The following is a 20937-nucleotide window of genomic DNA, read 5'->3' on the forward strand; positions in this document are numbered from 1 at the left end:
GCGCCTCTGACATGATGCCCTGTAAAGACCTGATTAAATGACGGGTTTAGCGACATTGGCTTCAATGCAGCAAAGTAGTTGCGGCAAGAGCGAACCGATGCCGCATCAGCAATAGCCGCGAAGGCAAATGTTGGGTTTGAGCCCAAACTTCCGGCTTTCTGTAGCGCTGAGAATGTCGGCTTTTCTGTTATCCAATGAAACTTCCGCTTCATCCCATTCTGCGGCTTTGTTAAGCTTCTGATATGAAGCCGAAAATCCTGACAACACTTCAAACTTATAACGGACTGATTTTCCGTGCAGATATCCTGGCCGGGATGTCAGTGGCAATGGTCGCGCTCCCTCTCAGCTTGGCAATTGCCATCGCGTCCGGAGCGTCCCCTGCGCAAGGTCTCGTCACGGCAATCGTCGCGGGTTTCATGATCTCGCTTCTGGGAGGCAGTAAGGTCCAGATCGGTGGACCGACTGGTGCCTTTATCGTCGTCGTCTACGGCGTTATTGCCGAACACGGATATAACGGGCTGGTTTTGGCGACGTTCATGGCAGGGGTGATCCTGCTGATCGGGGGATTCCTGCGGGCTGGTCGGCTAATGCGCTTTGTTCCGGAACCCGTCATCAACGGCTTTACCATCGGTATAGCGGTCATCATCGCAACCAGCCAGCTTAAGGACCTTCTCGGCCTTTCCGTTGACACCGTGCCAGCCGAGTTCTTTGGGAAGGTAGACGCCCTATGGGGTGCGCGAGACAGCATCAATTTCGCGGCACTTTCCATTGGGATCGTCACGATGATCCTGATCGTCTCATTTCGCAGGCTCGCGCCCAAGTTGCCGGGCCTGATCGTTGCCGTCGCCGTGACTTCTGCCGTTGTTGCAGTGATGGCGCTGTCCGTGGACACGATCCATTCCCGGTTCGGCGATCTGCCAAACAGCCTTCCGCTTCCTACCTTGCCAGAGGTCAGTCTGGAGAGGGTGTCTGAGTTGCTGCCAAGCGCCTTCGTCATCGCCTTTCTGGCGGGGATTGAGTCCCTCCTGTCTGCAATGGTGGCGGACAGAATGATACAGGGACATCACAGGCCGAACGCCGAGTTGCTCGCACAAGGGGCCGCGAATATCGGATCATCTCTTTTTGGCGGTCTGCCCGCGACCGGCGCGATTGCCCGAACAGCAACGAATGTTCGCGCGGGCGGCAAGACCCCCGTCGCAGGTCTCGTCCACGCTGTGACGATCCTGGTCGTCATGCTGATCGCCGCACCTCTTGCAGGGTTTTTAGCGATGCCGGCACTGGCTGGGTTGCTCATCCTGACGGCTTGGAACATGAGCGAGCCGCATCGATGGGTGAGCTATCTGAAAGAGCGGCGTTCCGACCAATTTCTTCTTGTCCTCACGCTTGTCCTCACGGTTGTAGCTGATCTGACAGTTGCCATCGGCGTGGGCGTCGCGGTTGGCCTGGCACTGCGCTTGCAGCGGCGCGACGTCCCCCCCTCGGATTGGGACGTTCCCAGTAGGTGAAGGGGTTCTTTTGGTAAAGCGGTCGCGCTCGCAATCGCAGCGAAAGGGAGCGTTGTCCCGCATAGCGGCCGTCCATTTACGTAAATGCTGCAAGCGTCTGCCAATGTTTGCTTAGGAGAAGTTGCGCCGCAGCAACCGAACCTACGACGAATGTCCGCGAAGGTGAAGGTTTTCTGATGCGGGTCGCGGCGTAAGGTTGGCGCCTTGGCGGGCGGACGACCCGCGTTGGAAAACCTCCCAAGGACGAAGCCGCGAGGGTCTTGGTGAGACTATGGGGAAAGAGCGCCGGCGGTTGATGCGACGGCGATTTCAGCGGGCCGTTTCACGTTTTTCACGGCGGTGGACACGCGGGCTTCCCAGTCCAGCCGCCAAGCGCTAACCGTCGGACTGTGTGCATGTGCGGTCTGGAACCGCGCTGGTACCTGATCGGCGCAGGTGGCTTGGGCCGGGCCTGCATGGAGCTGCCAGCATGGGTTTATGATCTTTGCGAGGCGTTCGGTCATGCGGCCTGCTCCCTTGGTGGCGCGCGCGACATCGGTTTTTGCCCACGACGGAAGATCTCGATGATACGCATGGGTCCGCCGCAGCATGGGCAGGGTTCACGCAGCGTAAGAGGGGCAACCTCTGGCTCAAGATCGTGGTTATCCGCCTGTTCCACTGGCTGGACGCAGAGCAGCGCGCGGATTTTGGTGAGGTTCGCTTTGCGGACACCGCTGGCCAGCAGGCCGTAATGGCGGATGCGATGGAACCCATCGGGCAGGACATGGATCAGGAAGCGGCGGATGAACTCGGGTGTGGCAAGGCGCATGATCTTCTGGCGATCGCCATTTTTGATGCGATAATCCTTCCAACGGAAAGCTACAGTGTGGGCATCCGCGCTGACCAAGCGATGGTTCGAGATCGCTACCCTGTGGGTATAGCGGCTCAGATAGGCAAGCACGGCCTCTGGGCCGCCAAAGGGCGGTTTGGAATAGACCACCCATTCGGATTTACGGAATGGGGTGAGCCAGGCGGTAAAGGCATCCGGCCGGACCAACCGCTCCAGGTCGCCATAGAAAGCCAGGTCTCCGGCTTGGTGCAGCGCCATCAGGCCGTCCAGAAAGAGGCGGCGGAACAGGCGGGACAGCACGCGCACATGCAAGAAGAACCCGGGCTTGCTGGCGACCCACCTGGTGCCGTCCCTCGACAGACCGCCGCCGGGCACGATCATATGGATATGCGGATGGTGTGTCATGGCAGAGCCCCAGGTGTGCAAGACGCTGGTCAGCCCCACCTTCGCACCCATGCGTTTGGGGTCGGCGGCAGTGGTCATGACCGTTTCCGCCGACGCTTTGAACAGCAGCGCGTAGACCGCCCTCTTGTTCCAATAGGCGATTTGCGCGATCTCGGCGGGCAGCGTGAACACGACGTGGAAATATTCCACGGGAAGCAGGTCCTCGGCGCGGGCCTCAATCCAGTCTCGCGCCGTCGGCCCCTGACACTTCGGGCAATGGCGGTTCTTGCAACTGTTGTAGGCGATGTGATGGTGGCCGCACTTGGTGCAACCGGCCACATGCCCGCCGAGCGCGTCGGTCCGGCAGGCTTCTATCGCTGACATCACCTTGAGTTGCGAGAGGCTGACATGCCCGGCATTGGCCTGCCGCCACGCAGGACCATGGGCACGGAAGATGTCAGCGATCTCTAGCTTTGGCCGGGGCACCCCGACAGCCAATCACTCCAGACTTCGCTTCACAGTCTGGTCCTGCAGCTTGGCCAGCATCTCGTAGGGGCTGACCGTGTCGCGGATCGTTTTGGTGGCGACGTGGGTATATTGCGCCGTCGTGGTGAGCTTGGCGTGACCGAGCAGCACCTGGATCACCCGCACATCCGTGTTGGCCTCCAACAGATGTGTCGCGAAACTGTGCCTCAGCGTGTGCAGTGTTGCCGGTTTGCTGATGCCAGCCATGTGCTTGGCTGAGGTGAAAGCACGGTTCAACTGCCTCGGCGAAATCGGGTTGATCTTTGGCTTGCCCGGGAACAGCCAGCCTTCCGGGCGGGCCTCGCGCCACCAATCACGCAACAGATTCAGCAAGCCCGGGGACAGCATGACCTTGCGATCCTTACGCCCCTTGCCCTGCTCGACATGGATCAGCATCCGGTCGCTGTCGATATCACCGATCTTGAGATTACAGACTTCCGCTGCCCTGAGGCCGGCACCGTAAGAAATGCTGAGCGCCGCCCGATACTTCAGCCCTGGCCCGGGTGCCGCCATCAGGATGTCGGACACCTCCTCGACGCTGAGAACGATCGGCAACTTCCGCGGTTCGGTGCGGAATTGCATATAGCGCTTCATCTCCTCCCGCCCGCAGGTCATGCCGAAGAAGAACCTGAGCGCCACGATCCGCGCATTGAAAGTTGACGGCGTGACCCCTGCGTTGGTCATATGAAGCTGATAGGCGCGCAGTTCCTCCGGCGTTGCGGTATCAGGCGAATGGCCAAGGAATGCGGTGAAGTCTTTGATCGCTCGGATGTGGGCTTTCTGAGCTTTGTCGCCCATGCCACGGATACGCATGTCTTCGACCATCCGCTGACGCAGCGGGCTTACTCTCTCCTCTGTCATGGAAACCTCCTGTCTAATGATTGAGAAGGCCCCAATCGTCCGGCAGGTCATCAAAATCGCAAAATGCGCACTGATTTGGTCAGGTCACCACACCAACCAAAGGCGCCAATGCCGCGGAGCGGCTTAGTCCTTGGGCCGGAAGCGTCCCGCGCACCAGAATCACCTGGGCGAGAAGCCTTCCGCGCCGCCGCATGACCGCTCCGAGCCCAAAGTGTCAGATGCTGCGCGCTGCACGAATGTCTGAATTCAGCGTCGTAGCCTGTCCAGATAGTCGCGTGCCTGCTTTGCGGCGTTCTGAATGCGCCCGGGATCAGTATTCGCGCGGATGAGCACGAAGAGCCCCAAGACATTGGTACACAAGAATTCCGAAAGCGCGACTGTGTCTACGTCTGTGTGTAGCTGTGATTTCGCTTTGGCGTTATCCAATGCGTTCCTGAACGCCCCGCTCAGCCTGTCGAAGTATTGCTGCACCGCATCAGGCTGGTTTCGGCCGCCGAACTCGACCGCAGAGTTGCACAATAGGCATCCAAGTCCCGCAACCGGGCCAGAACCTGCAGCGCCATAAAATTCGAGAAGCGCCAGAATATCGTCCAGGTCAGCATTAGGCTGCTCCAATGGCCCAAACCGCGTGTCAATTATTTCCTGGTTGTATCGGTCAAGTGCAGCGGTGAAGAGCCCCTCCTTGTTCCCGTAGCTGGAGTAGAGGTTGTAGCGGCTTGCGCCCGTTTCCCGCACCAGCACTTCCGCAGATGCCCCCGCGAAGCCGTCACGGCGAAAAACGTGCATCGCGCGATCCAGCAACTCTTCTTCACTCAGGTTTTTTCGTCGTCCCATCAAGATTCTCAATTGACACCATTAATGCTTATATATATCAGAACAATCATTCTGATAAAGGAGAAAAACCATGTCAGCCACGCTTGTTGTCACCGGCACACCCAATCCTTCCGAAATGGAAGCCGTTCAATTGTATCTAAAAGGCGTCATGCCTCTGCTGATGGGAGCGGGCGGCGCATTGGTCAAACGTCTCAAGGTCACGAAGGTTGCGAGCGGTCGCCCTAGCGGGATGGTCCTCGTCATGGATTTTCCGAGCGAACAAGCCGTTGAAGACCTGTTCGCTTCAGACGCCTACCAAGCGTTGATCGAGACCCGTGACAAAGGGTTTTCGGAAATGAATATGCTAATCGCAGGCGAAATGTAGATCGCTTCAAGGAGGTTGGAAATGCCTGACGGCAAGGAGTTCAAAGCCTTCGTGCTGGACCAACTCGCGGATTTGGGCGCGTTTGAAACCAAGGCAATGTTCGGCGGCACTGCACTCCTAGTCGAAGGCAAGGCCTTTGCCAAGGTCAAGCACGGCGTGCTCTGGCTGAAGGCCGACGATGCGAACCGGGCTGACTTTCTGAAAAAGGGCATGCCGCAATACACCTACGGCAAAGACAACGCGAGGACGCTGAAATTCTTCAAGGCACCACCTGAGGTGCTGGAAGATACCGAGGCACTTGTTGTCTGGGCATCGAAGTCTATTGACGCAGCTTTGAACGGTTAGGCCCAAGAGAAGGACAAAGCTCAAATGCAGCCATTCAACACGGTTGCACGAAAGACGGCTTTGTCCCGCGTTCCTGACCTCCAAGTATTGACGGTTTTTACTTCTGCAGCGAATGGCCGGAATGTGGGCTACGACTGCAGCATCCTGCATGCCCGGCGATGGCTGGTTTGGGCCGAGGTCGACGATCGGCAAATCTGCAAGGAAGCGTGATGGCAATGCCATATGCGAGAAGGTCTCTTTCGCGCGTGGGTGAGCGGCACGAATACGAATGAACAAAGTGCGCGCTTGATCCGATACCTATTGGGAGAAAATTCGCGAGGCACGCTTAGTATTTTCTCATATTTTCAATGCAATATGAGAAAGTAGTGGCGGAGACGAAGTCCTCCACTACTTTTTGAATATTCTGCCAAATGTCTGAAAGATATGTATTTATTGGGCTGACAAACCAAAAAATGTATAGCGTTTTGTATAGCAAAACCTAGAGCCTCTTCTCCCACACTGTCACCTCCTCACACATGATAACACCGTGGCTTCACTCCCCCAGAAGATCGACCGAGAACTCGGAGACGGAATCTACGCCTGACATTCGAATGTGACCTTGAGCCCTCGTCGCAGCGACATAGAGAGCGTGCTGCTCTGTGTTCATAACTTCATCCAGCTGAGCTCCATCTCGTGCGGCCAACAACCGCAATTTATCCGGATGTTCCCTGTCGTTGAGCCCATTGATCACTATCACACGAATTTCGGCACACTTCGCCAGGCGATGGCTCTACGCGGAACCTGCCGTGTCTGCATCGGGAAGCTCGATGGTAGTGTTGCCGCAGTGGATCCAAGACGCTAGGCATGATAGGTTGGCGGCAAGCGTGTTTTTCGCAAGCGCACATTCCCAGACAACCGCTACGCGCCAGCCCTTCTCGAGCAGATCATCCCTCGCGCGGCTATCGCGCTCGACGTTTCTATCAAACTTCTCCTGCCAAAACTCGCTATTGCTCTTGGGGATCGAAGCGAAACGGCATCCCCGGTGTCGGTGCCAGTAGCAGCCATGGACGAAAATCGCCACGTGATGTCGTGCTAAGACAATGTCGGGACGACCTGGCAACTTGCGCACATCGAGGCGGAAGCGGAACCCTTGCGCATGCAGATATCGGCGGACCAGCAGTTCGGGTTTCGTGTCCCTTCTTTTGTTGGCAGACATCATTCTAGACCTGACATCCGGACTCACGATATCTGCCACGACGACGCCTCCTTTCCCATCTTTCCATTTGCGATTGTATGGTCCAGTATCCTGACAATGAAGAAATCTGTTTTTTCGCTTTGTGATCATGTGGCCCAATAAAAAGAAAATGAAAGAAAAATTCGGAATTGTCGATCTTTTCTCGGGGCCCGGCGGCCTGGGAGAGGGCTTCTGCGCCTATCAAAGCAGTAACGGCCGGCAGTTCGAAATCGACGTTTCTGTTGAGAAGGACCCTATCGCGCACGGGACGCTGCGGTTGCGGGCCTTCCTGCGAAAGTTCAATGGAGACTTCCCGCCCGAATACATCGACTTCTTGAACCGGGGCGGCACCCAACCGGACTGGAAAGACCTATACCCACGCGAATGGGCGCAAGCCGAGCGGGAGACATTGAATCTGACGCTGGGAGAAGCAGACACTACGGCCGCACTGGACAAGCGTATCGACGAAATCCGAAAACGACGTGGAGATCGCATCGTGCTGATCGGTGGCCCACCTTGCCAAGCCTATTCGCTCGCCGGCAGAGGGCGAAAGCCGAGTGATCTGGGATACGTCGCGCATGATGAGAACCGCCACCTTCTCTACCAAGAATACATCAACGTGCTCAGGAAGCTGCGTCCGGCAGCTTTCGTGATGGAAAACGTCAAGGGCATGCTTTCGTCCAGCATCGAGAAGCGCAAGGTCTTCGACCTGGTCGCTGACGATCTCAGGGCAGGTGGCGGTGCGGCGGAATATCAATTGTTCCCGCTAGCTGGAAACACGGATTTGCATGAACATGCGCAACCTAAGGATTTCGTTGTCGCAGCCGAGGATCACGGCGTTCCGCAAGCACGTCATAGAGTTATCATCGTAGGCCTGAGACGCGACTTGATCTCGGGAATGCATGAGTTCGAGCCGCCTCGGCTTGAAAGCGCCCCGCGGCGAACCTCGGTTCGCGATGTCCTTTCCGCGATGCCGCCCCTCCGCAGCGGGATAAGCGCGAGGGGCGGATACGTGGATGATCTCATGGGTTGGAAGCGGACAGTTGCGAAAGGTGCTAAGCAGATAGCCGCCATGTCGCATGGCTTGGAAGGAGAGCCCGCAAAGAAATTCGAGAAGGCTCTCGGTGCCGTTAGCAGGTTGGGGAAAATCACCGCCAATAGGCGCAAGGACACGAAAGGCGGAACCTTGTTGCCGGAATCTTGCCCTGACGATCTGCGCTCATGGCTGGAGGACAGTCGCCTGACCCGTCTCTCCCAACATGAAACTCGAGGGCATATGGTTGGCGATCTCGAGCGATATCTCTTCGCATCTACGTGGGCCGCCGCCACGGGCCTGTCGCCGAAGGCCGGAGATTTCCCAGATGAACTTGCCCCGAAGCATGACAATTGGAAATCGGGCAAGTTCAATGACCGGTTCCGGGTCCAGCCTTGGGACCTTCCATCGTCAACTGTAACCTGCCACCTGTCGAAGGATGGACATTATTTCATTCATCCCGACCCGGCCCAGTGTAGGAGCATGACCGTCCGCGAGGCGGCAAGGTTGCAGACCTTCCCGGACAACTATCATTTCAACGGTAACCGGACACAACAGTATGTGCAGGTCGGCAACGCCGTGCCACCGTTTCTCGCATGGAAGATCGCCGCAGCGTTGCACCAAGTGTTAGAAAAGCTCTTCCACACGCCTGAGCTGTCCACCCTTGAAGCAAAGAAGGTGACGATACCTGCATGACCAATCAGTTTGGGGACGGAAATGCCTCGTATCATGAGGTTCGCCCGAATGCAGGGGCGCTGATCGAGAGTCTTCGTGACATCGGCTACACGATGTCGAGCGCTTTAGCCGACATCATCGACAACTCTCTCACCGCCGAAGCGACCGAGATATCGGTCCGGGTTCACTCCGACCCTGATGATGCCGCAATAGGCATCATCGACAATGGGAACGGCATGTCGCGAGCGGAACTTCTCGAGGCGATGCGTCCAGGTTCCCGGTCGCCCACGGAGACTCGGAATGCCGCGGACCTTGGACGGTTCGGGCTTGGCATGAAGACCGCGTCATTCTCCCAGTGTCGGCGATTGTCGGTTGTGACACGCCGTGACAGTGCCGTATCCGTGGCAATCTGGGATTTGGACAATGTCGTTGCCCGAAATGCGTGGGTTGTCGAGACACGCGAGACGGCTCAGGGCGTTCGTTTCGCCGACTTGCTAAAAAACGACGGAACACTCATCCTTTGGGAGAAGCTCGACAGGGTTGCCTTGGAGCTGGGAAGTCAGAACTTCTTGCGTATCATGGATGAAGCTTCGAAGCACCTTGAGTTGGTGTTCCATCGGTTCATGAAATCGGAACAAGGACGAAAAGCCGTTTCCTTCGATATGAACGGAAGGAAACTGGTGCCTGTCGACCCTTTTGCGGAATGGCATGATGCGACAATCAGACAGCCGGAGGACCGTCGGAACGCAGGCGGCACGGTCACGATCCAACCGTTTATCCTGCCACATAGAAACAAGGTTACCTCCGAAGCGGAATGGAAGAGGATGGGGCTTTCAGAAGGCCACATGAAATCGCAGGGGTTCTACCTCTACAGGAACAAACGCCTGATCCGCCATGCGACCTGGTTCAGGATGGCGCCGCAACACCGGCTGACGCAGCTAGCGCGTGTCCGTATCGACATCGGCAATGAGAGTGATGCGGCTTGGAAGATCGATGTTCTCAAGGCCTCCGCATCACCACCGCCAGCGCTGCGGGACTATCTCAGAAGACTGATCGAAGGTCTCGGCGGAAAGTCCAAGCGTGTCTATCGCAAGCGCGGTGCAAAGCTGACGGATGAGAATCCACTTCCACTCTGGCAACGGACAAAAACCGACGACCGGATCAGCTACACTTTGAATGACGATCACCCCTCCATGGCGGCATTCGCAGATATGCTGACGGAAGCGCAGGAGAACGCGTTCGGTGAAGTATTGCGGCTGATCGCGGCGGGGTTGCCGATTGAGGCGCTCTACCACGACATGGCGGAACACTTTTCGGACATCAAGCAGGACAACCTCGATGAAGCCGAGATACGGTCAAGTGGTAGGCAATTGATAGATCAGCTGCGGGAAATGGGGCATGTTAGCAAGGACATCGCGGCAATGATGAAAGTTGTTCCGCCCTATGCGGGGAATGACAAGATAATAACTGAACTCCTCGAACAAGAGGCGTCGGCACCATGAAAATCCTGACACTAGAGAATATTCGCGGGCTGATCCGTGATTTCATGATCGAGTCCCACCGAACCGAGGAAGAGTTGAGGGCGGAGATCGACAAATACGCGCCGCTCGCGCGTGACGAGGTGAAGAGAGAGAATCTTGACGAGCTCTACGACGAGATGCGCATCCGTCACGGCGTTCTAATAGAGACGGGAGCGGCACTTGTGGCCCCGGGTTTCAAACCATGGTTTGACGCAACGCGACGCCGGAATACAGACTGGTTTTATTGGGAACGCTACCGGACACAGCTCGCCCAATCTGGCTTCCCTGGACCGGTTCTCGAAGCAATGAACGAGAAGACCAACCGGGTAATCGAGCTTTGCGGCGATCCTCAGGGAGACGCTCCCTTCGATCGTCGTGGCATGGTGATGGGCGATGTGCAGGCGGGCAAGACAGGAAACTACACCGCGCTTGTTAGCAAGGCCGCCGATGTTGGCTATAAGGTGATCATCATCATCGCCGGGATTCATGAGAACCTGCGAAGCCAGACACAGACGCGCATCGACGAAGGCCTGATCGGGCGGAACAGTGATGTTTCGAGGCTGGAGAACGTTCGGGACGACGGTCGAGTGGGCGTCGGGTTGATCAATCCCTCTCGGGAACCGAGTGCCATGACCACTCGTCAGGCGGATTTCCGGAAGGGACAAGCCGACCAGCGCATTCCGCTGGTCAACATGGAGAAGGAGCCGATCGTCTTCGTCATCAAGAAGAATGCGAGCGTCCTCAGAAACTTCCTGACTTGGCTTAAGGCATTCAACCTCACTCATGGCGGTGGGACGATCAATCAACCGATGATCCTGATCGACGATGAAGCCGACAATGCCTCGATCAACGTCGCGAAGGGACCGGAGGCCGTCTCGCGGATCAACGGCCAAATCCGCGATCTTCTGAACCTCTTTAGCAAGAGTTCCTATGTAGCCTTCACTGCAACACCATTTGCCAACATCTTCATCGACCCGGATCTTCACCACGAAGAGGCGGGACGCGATCTTTTCCCGGAGCACTTCCTGATCGCGCTTGACCGACCTGGAAACTACTACGGCGCAGAAAAGGTATTCCTCGGCGACCCCGAAGATGAAACCGAACGCCCGACACGCGACATAGAGGACAACGAGCCGCATCTACCATTGAAGATGCCGAAAGGGCACCAGGTCCGTGACCTTCCCGAAAGCCTGATGACAGCGATCCGGACGTTCATCGTTGCTGGCGCGATACGTGATCTTCGCAAGCAACGAGACAAGCATCATTCGATGCTAGTGAACGTCTCGCATTTGACATCGGTCCAAACCGATGTGGCGAACCTCATCCGTCACCGTCTGAACGAGAGCATTCGCCCTGCACTGAACCTGCATTGTTCGCTTTCACCTGAGCAGGCCGAGGCGAATGCCGAGTTGAAAGCGATGCGGGAAGTCTTCGAAAAGGAATACGCCGATGCGGGGGTTGAATGGCATAATGTCCTGCCACTCTTGGATAAGGTTGCCGAAAGGGCTGCCGTCTACGAAGTCAACAGCAAGTCGGGCGAGAAACTGGAGTATCCAGAGGTCAAGGACGCGGAAAACGATCAAGTCACTGCAATCGCGGTAGGAGGATATTCTCTCTCGCGCGGTCTGACACTTGAAGGCCTGACAATAAGCTATTTTCTCAGAAATTCTAAGGCTTACGATACACTTCTGCAGATGGCACGCTGGTTCGGCTATCGCCCCGATTATGAGGATCTTTGCCGCGTTTGGATCAAGGATGAGGCCCGACGATGGTATTCCCATATTGCCGAGGCGTCCGAAGAACTGCGTCAGGATCTACGTTATATGGCGGCATCGGGTGCAAGTCCGAGAGACTTCGGCCTCCGTGTTCAGCGTCATCCGTCAGCCTTGGAGGTAACTGCGCGCAACAAGGCCGGTAGCGGTCAGGAAGTCATCGTGGACGTCAGCCTGTCGCGGAGCCGCATCGAGACGACGGTTATCCACGACAACGATCCCGGTGACGAAGCTGAAGAGAACCGACAAGCAGCGATCCGACTTCATGGTCGTCTTGCTGATCATCCCTCAAAGATGGATGGCGAAAGCAAGCTATTCGAGGCTGTCCCCTCTGCTATCGTCAAGGACTACCTTCAGGATTTCCGCAATCACTCAGATGCCGAGAGAACGCAGACGGAACCGGTCATACGATACATCGAGGAACGTGAAGACGAGAATCTCGATGAATGGGACGTCGTCTTCGTCGGTAGTGAAAAAGCGGACGCGGCTACGTGGGGTGGATTCGGCTTCCCGTTGCGGATCCAAGGTCGGACGCCGGCTTCACGCGCGGACGGCAAGGTGGTCGCGACCAGCCGCCGTTTCTCATCTCGCGGTGTAGTCCGGTTTGGAATGGCGAAGGAAGCGTTGGCCCTCGTTCGAAACGAAGCCAACAACGAAGGCACGAAAAACATCGCGGACAGTGCCTATCTCGCCAGACGGTCGCGACCGATCTTGGCAATTCACGTCATTGCACTTCTCGACAAGGACACCGGGGCGTTGCTCGACGAACCGCCGGTGACGGCGTGGACCATCGGCTTCCCGACATCGAGAAAAAAGGGAAAGACAGTGAGTTATCAAGTGAACACGATCTGGTGGCAGCAGAATCGCGGCGAGATCGACGAGGAGGTTGGAGAGGCGCTTGACCGTGAAGAGTGACGATCCCTGGTCGAATATTCCGACATCGCCTGCCGGCACCCGGCTCAATGGTCGATTAGTCGCAGACAGCAGACCTTGGGAGGTTTTCCGCGCGCTCGACCATCTCGGGCGACGAATCCTGTTTCTCGTTCATGACCCTGACTCGGCTTCGGGCATCGCTCTACCGAAAATCGCCGGGTTGGATGTCGAGGCACGACTCCGCTCAGAAGACAGCAAGGCGATCCTCTCGGTCGCCTTGGAAAACTCAGATGATGCGGACATCTTCACACGCCTTTCGGATGACATTATCGAGACGGTCTCCAGGGCGGGAGACGAGGCAACCGCAGTCCAGTCCTTCATCGGTCGGATGTGGAAATGGCATGCTCTTTTGAAGGGTGCACGAAAGCCGACGCTGAGCCGAGAATCGCAACTTGGCCTGATCGGTGAGCTGTGGACGATTTTGAATATCATAGCCCCAGCAAGGGGGCTGGACCCAGCGGTCAAAGGATGGCGAGGCTCGCAGCGAGCTCCTAAGGACTTCGAGCTGTCCGATCTGTGTGTCGAATGCAAGGCGCGTGGAGCAGCTGCGCGCAGCAAGATCCGGATCACCTCCGAACATCAACTCGCCGACGTCCCCGGCCACCGCCTGATCCTGCTCGTGCACACCTTTGCCTCTGCCGCTGAGGATGACGTTGGCGTGATCGATCTGCACGGAATTGTCAGGCAGGTCCGAGCAGCGGTCGCATCCGACGCGCCCCAGACGGAGAAGCCATTTGAGTTATGCCTCGACGAAGCCGGTTTCGATGACACACACGAATACGAAATTAGAGTGCTGCATCGTGCTACTGACGCCTACTTGGTCGAGGATGGCTTTCCACGCATTGTGCCTGGTGCATACCCCAACGGCCCAATCGAAGTCGCCTATGACCTTCCCTTAGCGGACCTCACCCCATTCCATTTGGGCGAACGCGATTTTGCTGATCTAATCACGGGAGCATGACAACATGGGCGATGTCGATCAGTATGCCAATATGCTACGCGAAGACGTCCGGCTGCTTTCCGAAGCGAATGGCACGTCGATGGAAGAGGCGTTTTTCGCCCGGGTGACTGACACGATAACCGGATCAGGCGAGATCGATACCCTTGAGTATTTCCACCATCGGGGCACACCGCAATCCGGAATTCGCGTGGACGGCTGGGGCGGCGACCCGAGGAAGTCTAAGCAGCTAACGCTTCTCGTTGTCGATCATGCAGACGATCCGAACGCCCCGACATTGACCGGCACAGAGTTGAACAATCAGTTCAAAAGGCCTCTCCGTTTCCTCAAGGCCGCTCTCGACGAGGATTGGCGAAACAGGCTCGAGGAGACGTCGCCCGGATTTGAATTGGCCGACATGATTGCAGCGCGGTGGTCGTCAGTAAAGAAGATCCGACTTCTCCTCCTGACCGACCGAAAGCTGAGCAGCCGTGTCGATGGTCGCGAGATGACAGAGTTTCTGGAGCGTCCGGTCAGTTACAGTGTATGGGACGTGTCTCGCCTAGAGCGTATCGAGAGTTCCGCGATGGGGCGCGAGGACATTGTAGTAGAACTCGACCAGCACGGCGGTGCGATCCCGGTGCTTGCCGCCCACATGCCGGACTCGCCCTACGAGGCATACCTCGCGGCACTTCCAGGGTCGGTTCTTGCCTCGATCTATGACCGGTGGCAGGCCCGGCTCCTCGAACAGAATGTGCGCGTTTTCCTGCAAGCGCGCGGCAATGTGAACAAGGGCATCCGAAAGACGATCGAGGAGGACCCCTCGATGTTCTTCGCATACAATAACGGGATCACTGCGACGGCCGAGTCTGTCGAGATCGAAAATCGCGACGGCATTCCGATGATGACCCGCCTGACGAATTTACAGATCGTGAACGGAGGACAGACCAGCGCATCCATCCACGCGGCCCTGCGCGACGGGAAGGACCTGTCAAAGACGTTCGTCCAGATGAAGCTGTCTATCGTCGATGCGGAGAAAGCCGAGAAGATTGTTCCGGACATTTCCCGGTATGCAAACAGTCAAAATCGGATCGCGGCGGCGGACTTCTTCTCCAACCACCCCTTCCATGTCAGAATGGAAGAAATCTCACGCAGGCTCTATGCCCCGGCGAAAGATGGAAATTTTACGCAAAGCCGATGGTTCTATGAACGCGCTCGTGGCCAGTTTGCGGACCGCCGGTCTCGCCTGACACCGGCACAGCGGAGAAAGTTCGACCTCGAACATCCACGGACACAGCTTTTCACCAAGACGGACCTCGCCAAAGCCGAGATGACATGGCGCGGCCGCCCGGAAATCGTGAGCCTCGGCGCGCAGAAGAACTTTGCGCATTTTGCGCACGCTATCGGCAAGGAGTGGGACAAGCGAGACGAGGCTTTCTCGGAAGAATGGTTCCGCAATGCGATTTCGAAATTGATTGTTTTTCGCAAGACCGAGCGGATTGTCTCGGATGCTGCCAGTTCCTGGTATACTGGTGGACTCCGCGCGAACACGGTTTGTTATGCGATCGCGAAGCTCGTCCGTGACGTGGAGGAGCAGAAACAGTCGATCGACCTAAAGAAGATCTGGAATGCACAAGATCTGCCCGATACGTTGGTCGATGTTCTCGATCAATATGGGGAAGCCATGCACATGCATCTCCTGTCCCCGCCAGCTGGCGGCAGCAACCCGACGGAATGGGCAAAGAAGAAAGCTTGTGTCGAGTCCGCGATGAAGATGGACCTCGAATTCCGCAGCGACATTTCGGACATGCTGATAGGCACGGCGGAACGTCGCGAGAGAGCCTCGGAAGGCCGTCGCGATCAGCGCATGGTGGACGGAATAAAGGCACAGGCGACGGTCGCGGAAATCGGGTCGGATGAATGGGCCTCCCTCCGGGACTGGACACGCAGTTCTGGCATGCGTCTCACACCTACTGAGGACGGTATCTTGGAGGCAGCTACACGGCTCCGAGTGCGACCTTTGTCGGAAGCACAGTCGGTCAAGGCCATGGCCGTGCTGGAGCGGGCGCGACAGCAGGGATACGTATCCTATCAATTGACCAAGGTTTGCGGACCTGATGGTTGAACAGCGCAATAGCAGCAAAGGTTTCGCACTCAGGGTCGCTCAAGACACGAACCTGCCAAGCATCCTTCGTGAAGGCAAACAGAGCGTTCAGGCGCCCCAACGCTATCGCACCAGAATACATCCCCTTCATGTGCTGTCTTTTCTGCTAGGACTTTGCCCTCCCGTTGGGTCGCCGGTGCATCCCTCTCGAAATGTCGAGCCATTCCTCGCCGCGCACAGACCACATTAGGCCCGGGAAAAGCAGCGCATAACTTCCCGCCATCCGGAATAACGCTAAGTGGTTTTTTAAACAGTCTCATTTCCGGGGAGCGTATCTGATAGCCGGAAGAGGGAAAAATTGCCGGAAGGAGATTTCCATGTAACGCCCCCCTAATATTATTATATGTACGTCGTCAGGGTTTTTGGAGCCAAAGCGGGCCTAAACTGAGTGAGAGTTTGGCTCATCTGGTTGGTTTGATTATGCGGCGTGTTTTCTGTGATGCAAGCGTCGCGCTTCGAGCGTGTTTCGTTTGATCCTTTCTCTTTGGTTTAGAATGGCTTGTGAGCGCCCGAAGTAGACGTCGGACGGCGTGACGTTGTTCAGGCTCTCATGGTAGCGCTGATGGTTGTAGTGATCGACGAAGGCACCGATCTGGGTTTCGAGATCGCCGGGCAAGAAGTAATTTTCCAGCAGGATGCGGTTCTTCAGGGTTTGATGCCAGCGCTCAATCTTGCCTTGGGTTTGGGGGTGATACGGCGCACCGCGAGAATGCTTCATTCCCTTGTCCTGCAGCCATTCGGCCAAATCGCCAGAGACGTAGCTGGAGCCGTTGTCACTCAGCAGTCGTGGCTTGTGAACGACGTGGACCTGATCGCAACCCGAAGCCTGTAACGCCAGGTCCAGCGTGTCCGTCACATCTTCCGTCCTCATATTGGTGCAAAGCTTCCACGAGATGATGTAACGGCTGTAGTCGTCCAGGATCGTGCTGAGATAGAACCAGCCCCAGCCCAGAACTTTCAGGTAAGTGAAGTCCGTCTGCCAAAGTTGGTTGATGGCGGTGGTTTTGTCTTTGAACTCGCTTGTAGCCTTGAGCACGATGAAGGCCGGGCTGGTGATCAGATCATGCGCCTTCAGTACGCGATAAACCGAAGCCTCTGATACAAAGTAGCTTTCTGTATCCGTGAACGTCACCGCCAGCTCTCGCGGCGAGAGCTCTGTTTCCTTCAGCGCCAGCTTGACGACCTTGTGCCGCACTTCGTCCGGGATGCGGTTCCAGACATGCTTTGGCTTGGGAGATTGGTCCGCAAGACCGGCTTCGCCGCGTTGCAGGTATCGGTCGTACCAGCGGTAGAACGTTGTGCGCGGAATGCCGAGCTTGGCCAGTGTCTGACGGGCTGACAGGTGGCTTTCTTCGACCAGCCTGATGATCTCCAGTTTCTCAGATGCGGGATACCTCATTCGTGGTCGCCCCCATCGCCTGTCATGCTTTTTTTGAGAAGGCGCAATTCCAGCGTTTGCTCAGCCACGACCTCCTTCAGGTCACGGGCCTCACGGCGCAGATCTTTGACTTCGTCACTCGTCGCTGCTCGCGCTGTATCGCCCGCCAGCCGCTTCTTTCCTGCCTCCATGAAGTCCTTAGACCATTTGTAGTAAACCCCTTGGGAAATCCCCTCACGGCGGCACAGCTCTGCAATGCTGTCCTCGCCACGCAGACCGTCCAAGACGATCCTGATCTTCTCCTCGGAGGAATACTGTTTACGCGTGGCGCGTTTGATGTCTTTGACGATCTTCTCGCCCGGGCTCTTGGTTGTCTTTCTCATCTTCAACTCCTCAGTGGTGACGATGAGCCAGAAACACTCTCTTATCAAATTGCCCTATTTGGCCCCATAAGCGCTGACGTCAGACAGCCTTCATTTTCAATCCTGTCCAGCCACCAGGCGCGGAAATCGAGCATGTCGTCGCCGGTGATCTCGGACATGGACTTGTCGCCCACGACCGTGACAAAGGTCTTGATGGCCTTCTTCCGGGGGTTCTGCCACTTGCGAACCTGGTCAGCGCTCTTACCGAAGGTCTTCTCGCGCGCCAGGTCCCAGTAGAGTTCCAGGGCGCGTGTGACGGTGATCTCGGGCTCCTTGGCACCGCCGAGAAGTGCAGCCGCCTCCCGGAGGTCTGGCCTACCCTTGCTCACCGGAACCGCATCGATCCGATCCAGGAGTTCCTCTGTGGGCAGCTTGGCGACCTTGTCCACGCGCATGTAGCGGAAGCCGCGCGCCTCCGCGAGTTCACGAGCTGCCTCAAAACGCTGTTCGGCATCAGACGTGTCACCGGCCAGCTTGGCCTCCCACCCGGCCACCAACTGCTCCCACGCCGGACCCGCTTTCGCCTCGGCCTCGGACATGCTGTCCGTGTGCAAAGACAACCAGATGAACTTGCGCGGCTCGACCGATTCATACCTTTTGGGAACCCTCCTGTAGAGCGAGAGCTTCTTACCACGGGGTTTGATCGCCATTGCCACCTCGCCATTACGCAGTCGATGTAAAGCAGAATGTATAGCGTTTTGTATAGCAAAATCGATCTAAAAGACTGCTTCGAGCTGATGGAAATCCAGAAAGTCGCTTGAAAAACCGCGACTTACAGTCAAATCAAAATGATTATAGATGGCGGAGACGAAGGGATTCGAACCCTCGATACGGTCTCCCGTATACTCCCTTAGCAGGGGAGCGCCTTCGACCACTCGGCCACGTCTCCGCTGATCCGTATATGCAAGCAAGTCCAAAGAAACAAGACGGTTTTTCCAAGTTTTAGTTCAACCAATAAAACAAGGCTTTGTCGTTGGTTTTCGGTGCGTTCTTGGAACCAAGGCAGAGCGGTTTGCGATCCGCGAGCGTTTCGAATCCGTTTCTGTTCGATCAGTCCAGAAACGGTAATGCGGGAAAGGCAGCGATGGATTGGGATAACTTGGGCGTATACGTGACGAACCTCACTCCACGACCTGGCAATTGCATTTCGTGCGCTGTCCCCGATGCGTGAGCCATTTTGAGTTCCTTGGGAAGGACAACATAGAAACGGTTCAATTTTCCAAAAGGAAATGACCTTTGTGGTGGCTGAGATTTCAATCGCGAACTGGAATTTGACCTAAATCAACAAACACATGTCGCAATTAGAATATGAATCTCTAAAGGTGCATCAAGGATGTGGAATATGGCTGAAATCGGTGCGCGTCTGCGGATTGAAAAATCAACTTAAGGGGGCCGGAGGCGATCGCATTGGAACAGCGAAAGCCGGATGCATCCCGGCTCTGAGGGGCTTTGCTGTGTTTTGTCGATCTGCAGGAAACGCGCGCGGCTGCAATGCTTATGAAGGTGTAGATTATGAATTTTAAACTGAACAGGCGACAAATGCTGAGCCTTGCCGCAGGAGGTGCTGCTTTCGCCACGGCTGGAACAGCGCCTCGTGCGCAGGCCCAGGTCGCCACAAAGGCGCGCATCGTGATCATCGGCGCCGGGGCAGGGGGTACAGCCTTGGCCAATCGTCTGGTCTCGCGGCTGGACGGGGCTCAGATCACCATAATCGACCCCCGGATCGACCACCTGTACCAGCCCGGCCTGTCGCTGGTGGCTGCGGGGCTGAAGCCCGCCGACTATGTGGTCTCGAAGACCACCGATTGGCTGCCCAAGGGCCTGACGCTGATCCAAGAGGCCGCCGCTGCCATCGACCCCGAAGCCAAGACCGTTTCGACCAGCGGCGGCAAAACCGTGGCCTATGATTTCCTGATCGTCGCGCCTGGCCTGGTGCTGGATCACGACGCGATCGAAGGGTTTTCGCTGGATATGGTCGGCGAAAACGGCATCGGTGCGCTGTATGCCGGGCCGAAATATGCTGCCGCCACCTGGAAGGCCGCAAAGACCTTTACCGAAACCGGCGGCGTGGGTCTGTTCACCCGCCCCGCGACCGAGATGAAATGCGCGGGCGCCCCGCTGAAGCACACCTTTCTGATCGAAGACATTGCCCGCACCGCCGGCACTCGCAGCAAGATGGAAATCCGTTATGCCGCGCCACAAGGGGCGCTGTTCGGCGTGCCGATCGTCGCGGAAAAGGTGCGGATGCTGTTCGGCCAGCGAGGTATTGAAACCTCGATGAAGCACACATTGAAATCCATCGATGCGGGCAAGAAACGCGCGACCTTCGTTGATGCGGACGGAATCGATCTGGAGATGGATTATGACTATATCCACGTGATCCCTCCGCAGCGCGCGCCCGACGTGATCCGTCAATCCGGTCTCAGTTGGGCCACTAAATGGACGGATCAGGGCTGGGTGGAATGCGACAAGTTCAGCCTGCGCCACTTGCGGTATGAAAACATCTGGGCGCTGGGTGACGTGGCGGGCGTGCCCAAGGGCAAAACCGCAGCCTCGGTCAAATGGCAGGTTCCCGTGGTCGAGGATGGACTGGTCGCTGCCATCGAGGGGCGCGATCCAACCGAAAGCTACAACGGTTATACCTCGTGCCCGATGATTACCCGCGTCGGCCGCGCCATGCTGATCGAGTTCGACTATAACAACAACCTGACCCCCTCGTTCCCCGGCGTGATCGCACCGCTGGAAGAGTTGTGGATCAGCTGGCTGATGAAAGAAGTTGCGCTGAAAGCCACCTATAACGCCATGCTGCGTGGCCGGGCCTAAGGAGAGATATCATGAAAGACATGACATTAAGCACCATCCTGGCCGTGTTCGAGGAAATCTTTGGCCGAGGTCTGTTCTGGGCCATGGTGGTGATCGCGGGGCTGGTGACGCTGACCTATCTATATGTGTTGATCCGGGACCATAGTATCTCCTGGCGCAAGTTCCTGCTGGCACAGCTGGCCATGCCTATTGGTGCCATTGCAGCGGTTTGGTTTGTGTTGGCCATGACCAGTTCCCGGTTGAGCGACCTGGGCGGCCCGGTCGACCTGATCGTGATTCTGGGGATTGCCGTCGCTGGGGCTATCGGAATTGCGATCTTGGTCTATACGGCGCAATCACTGCTGTTGCGGCACGGGTCCGAAGACCTGAATTGACACCAAAGGGTCGGGCAGTTGTTCTGCCCGGCTGCCTGTTCGCGCC

16 protein-coding genes and 1 tRNA gene are annotated in these 20937 nt (G+C 56.9%); 10 read left to right on the forward strand and 7 right to left on the reverse strand.

The genetic code is table 11. From position 1 onward, the window contains the following. Window positions 1-242: 242 nt before the first annotated feature. The gene (locus ACOQOQ_RS09400; RefSeq protein WP_420566738.1) at window positions 243-1505 is read left to right on the forward strand and encodes a SulP family inorganic anion transporter; all 1263 of its coding nucleotides are present in this window, start codon (window positions 243-245) and stop codon (window positions 1503-1505) included. Window positions 1506-2004: 499 nt separating this feature from the next. On the opposite strand, the gene ACOQOQ_RS09405 is transcribed toward ACOQOQ_RS09400, so the two are convergent. The 3 genes from ACOQOQ_RS09405 to ACOQOQ_RS09415 form a co-directional block, all read right to left on the reverse strand. Further along, complete coding sequence (locus ACOQOQ_RS09405; RefSeq protein WP_420566739.1) at window positions 2005-3204, reverse strand: IS91 family transposase; 1200 nt, start codon at window positions 3202-3204, stop codon at window positions 2005-2007. A 12-nt stretch (window positions 3205-3216) separates the two neighbouring features. After that, complete coding sequence (locus ACOQOQ_RS09410) at window positions 3217-4104, reverse strand: tyrosine-type recombinase/integrase (RefSeq protein WP_092465131.1); 888 nt, start codon at window positions 4102-4104, stop codon at window positions 3217-3219. 246 nt (window positions 4105-4350) lie between these two features. Beyond that, entirely contained in the window at window positions 4351-4938 is a 588-nt protein-coding gene (locus tag ACOQOQ_RS09415) for a TetR/AcrR family transcriptional regulator (protein WP_420566740.1), read from the reverse strand. A 70-nt stretch (window positions 4939-5008) separates the two neighbouring features. On the opposite strand from ACOQOQ_RS09415, the gene ACOQOQ_RS09420 reads away from it, so the two are divergent. Both ACOQOQ_RS09420 and ACOQOQ_RS09425 read left to right on the forward strand, forming a co-directional pair. Further along, window positions 5009-5302 (forward strand): DUF1330 domain-containing protein, encoded by a 294-nt coding sequence (locus tag ACOQOQ_RS09420; protein ID WP_420566741.1) that lies wholly within the window; start codon window positions 5009-5011, stop codon window positions 5300-5302. A 21-nt stretch (window positions 5303-5323) separates the two neighbouring features. Further along, window positions 5324-5647, forward strand: a complete 324-nt coding sequence (locus ACOQOQ_RS09425; RefSeq protein WP_420566742.1) for a TfoX/Sxy family protein — start codon at window positions 5324-5326, stop codon at window positions 5645-5647. A 769-nt stretch (window positions 5648-6416) separates the two neighbouring features. Here ACOQOQ_RS09425 and ACOQOQ_RS09430 read toward each other — a convergent pair. After that, a complete protein-coding gene (locus ACOQOQ_RS09430; protein WP_420566743.1) occupies window positions 6417-6881 on the reverse strand; it encodes a very short patch repair endonuclease in 465 nt (154 codons plus the stop codon). 109 nt (window positions 6882-6990) lie between these two features. On the opposite strand from ACOQOQ_RS09430, the gene ACOQOQ_RS09435 reads away from it, so the two are divergent. From ACOQOQ_RS09435 to ACOQOQ_RS09455, 5 genes are read left to right on the forward strand one after another with little or no spacing between them, the layout of a single operon-like run. Beyond that, window positions 6991-8589, forward strand: a complete 1599-nt coding sequence (locus ACOQOQ_RS09435; RefSeq protein ID WP_420566744.1) for a DNA cytosine methyltransferase — start codon at window positions 6991-6993, stop codon at window positions 8587-8589. Beyond that, entirely contained in the window at window positions 8586-10070 is a 1485-nt protein-coding gene (locus ACOQOQ_RS09440; RefSeq protein WP_420566745.1) for an ATP-binding protein, read from the forward strand. Before ACOQOQ_RS09435 ends, ACOQOQ_RS09440 begins: the two co-directional genes overlap by 4 nt. Next, entirely contained in the window at window positions 10067-12775 is a 2709-nt protein-coding gene (locus tag ACOQOQ_RS09445) for a Z1 domain-containing protein (protein ID WP_420566746.1), read from the forward strand. Before ACOQOQ_RS09440 ends, ACOQOQ_RS09445 begins: the two co-directional genes overlap by 4 nt. Continuing rightward, a complete protein-coding gene (locus ACOQOQ_RS09450) occupies window positions 12765-13754 on the forward strand; it encodes a PD-(D/E)XK motif protein (RefSeq protein ID WP_420569752.1) in 990 nt (329 codons plus the stop codon). Before ACOQOQ_RS09445 ends, ACOQOQ_RS09450 begins: the two co-directional genes overlap by 11 nt. Before the next feature lie 4 nt (window positions 13755-13758). Then, on the forward strand, window positions 13759-15855 hold the full coding sequence (locus tag ACOQOQ_RS09455; protein WP_420566747.1) for an AIPR family protein: 2097 nt from the start codon (window positions 13759-13761) through the stop codon (window positions 15853-15855). A 457-nt stretch (window positions 15856-16312) separates the two neighbouring features. Here ACOQOQ_RS09455 and ACOQOQ_RS09460 read toward each other — a convergent pair. From ACOQOQ_RS09460 to ACOQOQ_RS09470, 3 genes are all read right to left on the reverse strand, one after another. Then, a protein-coding gene (locus ACOQOQ_RS09460) for an IS3 family transposase (RefSeq protein WP_420566748.1) occupies window positions 16313-17655 on the reverse strand; the annotation gives its coding sequence in 2 pieces (ribosomal slippage) (window positions 16313-17328 and window positions 17328-17655; 1344 coding nt in all). A gap of 44 nt (window positions 17656-17699) precedes the next feature. Beyond that, on the reverse strand, window positions 17700-18344 hold the full coding sequence (locus tag ACOQOQ_RS09465) for a hypothetical protein (protein WP_420566749.1): 645 nt from the start codon (window positions 18342-18344) through the stop codon (window positions 17700-17702). 149 nt (window positions 18345-18493) lie between these two features. Further along, a tRNA-Ser gene (locus tag ACOQOQ_RS09470) sits at window positions 18494-18583 on the reverse strand. Between the two features lie 623 nt (window positions 18584-19206). Here ACOQOQ_RS09470 and ACOQOQ_RS09475 point away from each other — a divergent pair. Both ACOQOQ_RS09475 and ACOQOQ_RS09480 read left to right on the forward strand, forming a co-directional pair. Beyond that, window positions 19207-20517: an NAD(P)/FAD-dependent oxidoreductase gene (locus ACOQOQ_RS09475; protein ID WP_420566750.1), complete on the forward strand. Its 1311-nt coding sequence runs from the start codon at window positions 19207-19209 to the stop codon at window positions 20515-20517. Between the two features lie 11 nt (window positions 20518-20528). Further along, the gene (locus tag ACOQOQ_RS09480; RefSeq protein WP_420566751.1) at window positions 20529-20891 is read left to right on the forward strand and encodes a DUF5368 domain-containing protein; all 363 of its coding nucleotides are present in this window, start codon (window positions 20529-20531) and stop codon (window positions 20889-20891) included. The last annotated feature ends 46 nt before the right edge of the window (window positions 20892-20937 follow it).

This window comes from Thalassovita sp. (genome assembly GCF_965218685.1).
GTDB lineage: Bacteria > Pseudomonadota > Alphaproteobacteria > Rhodobacterales > Rhodobacteraceae > Thalassobius.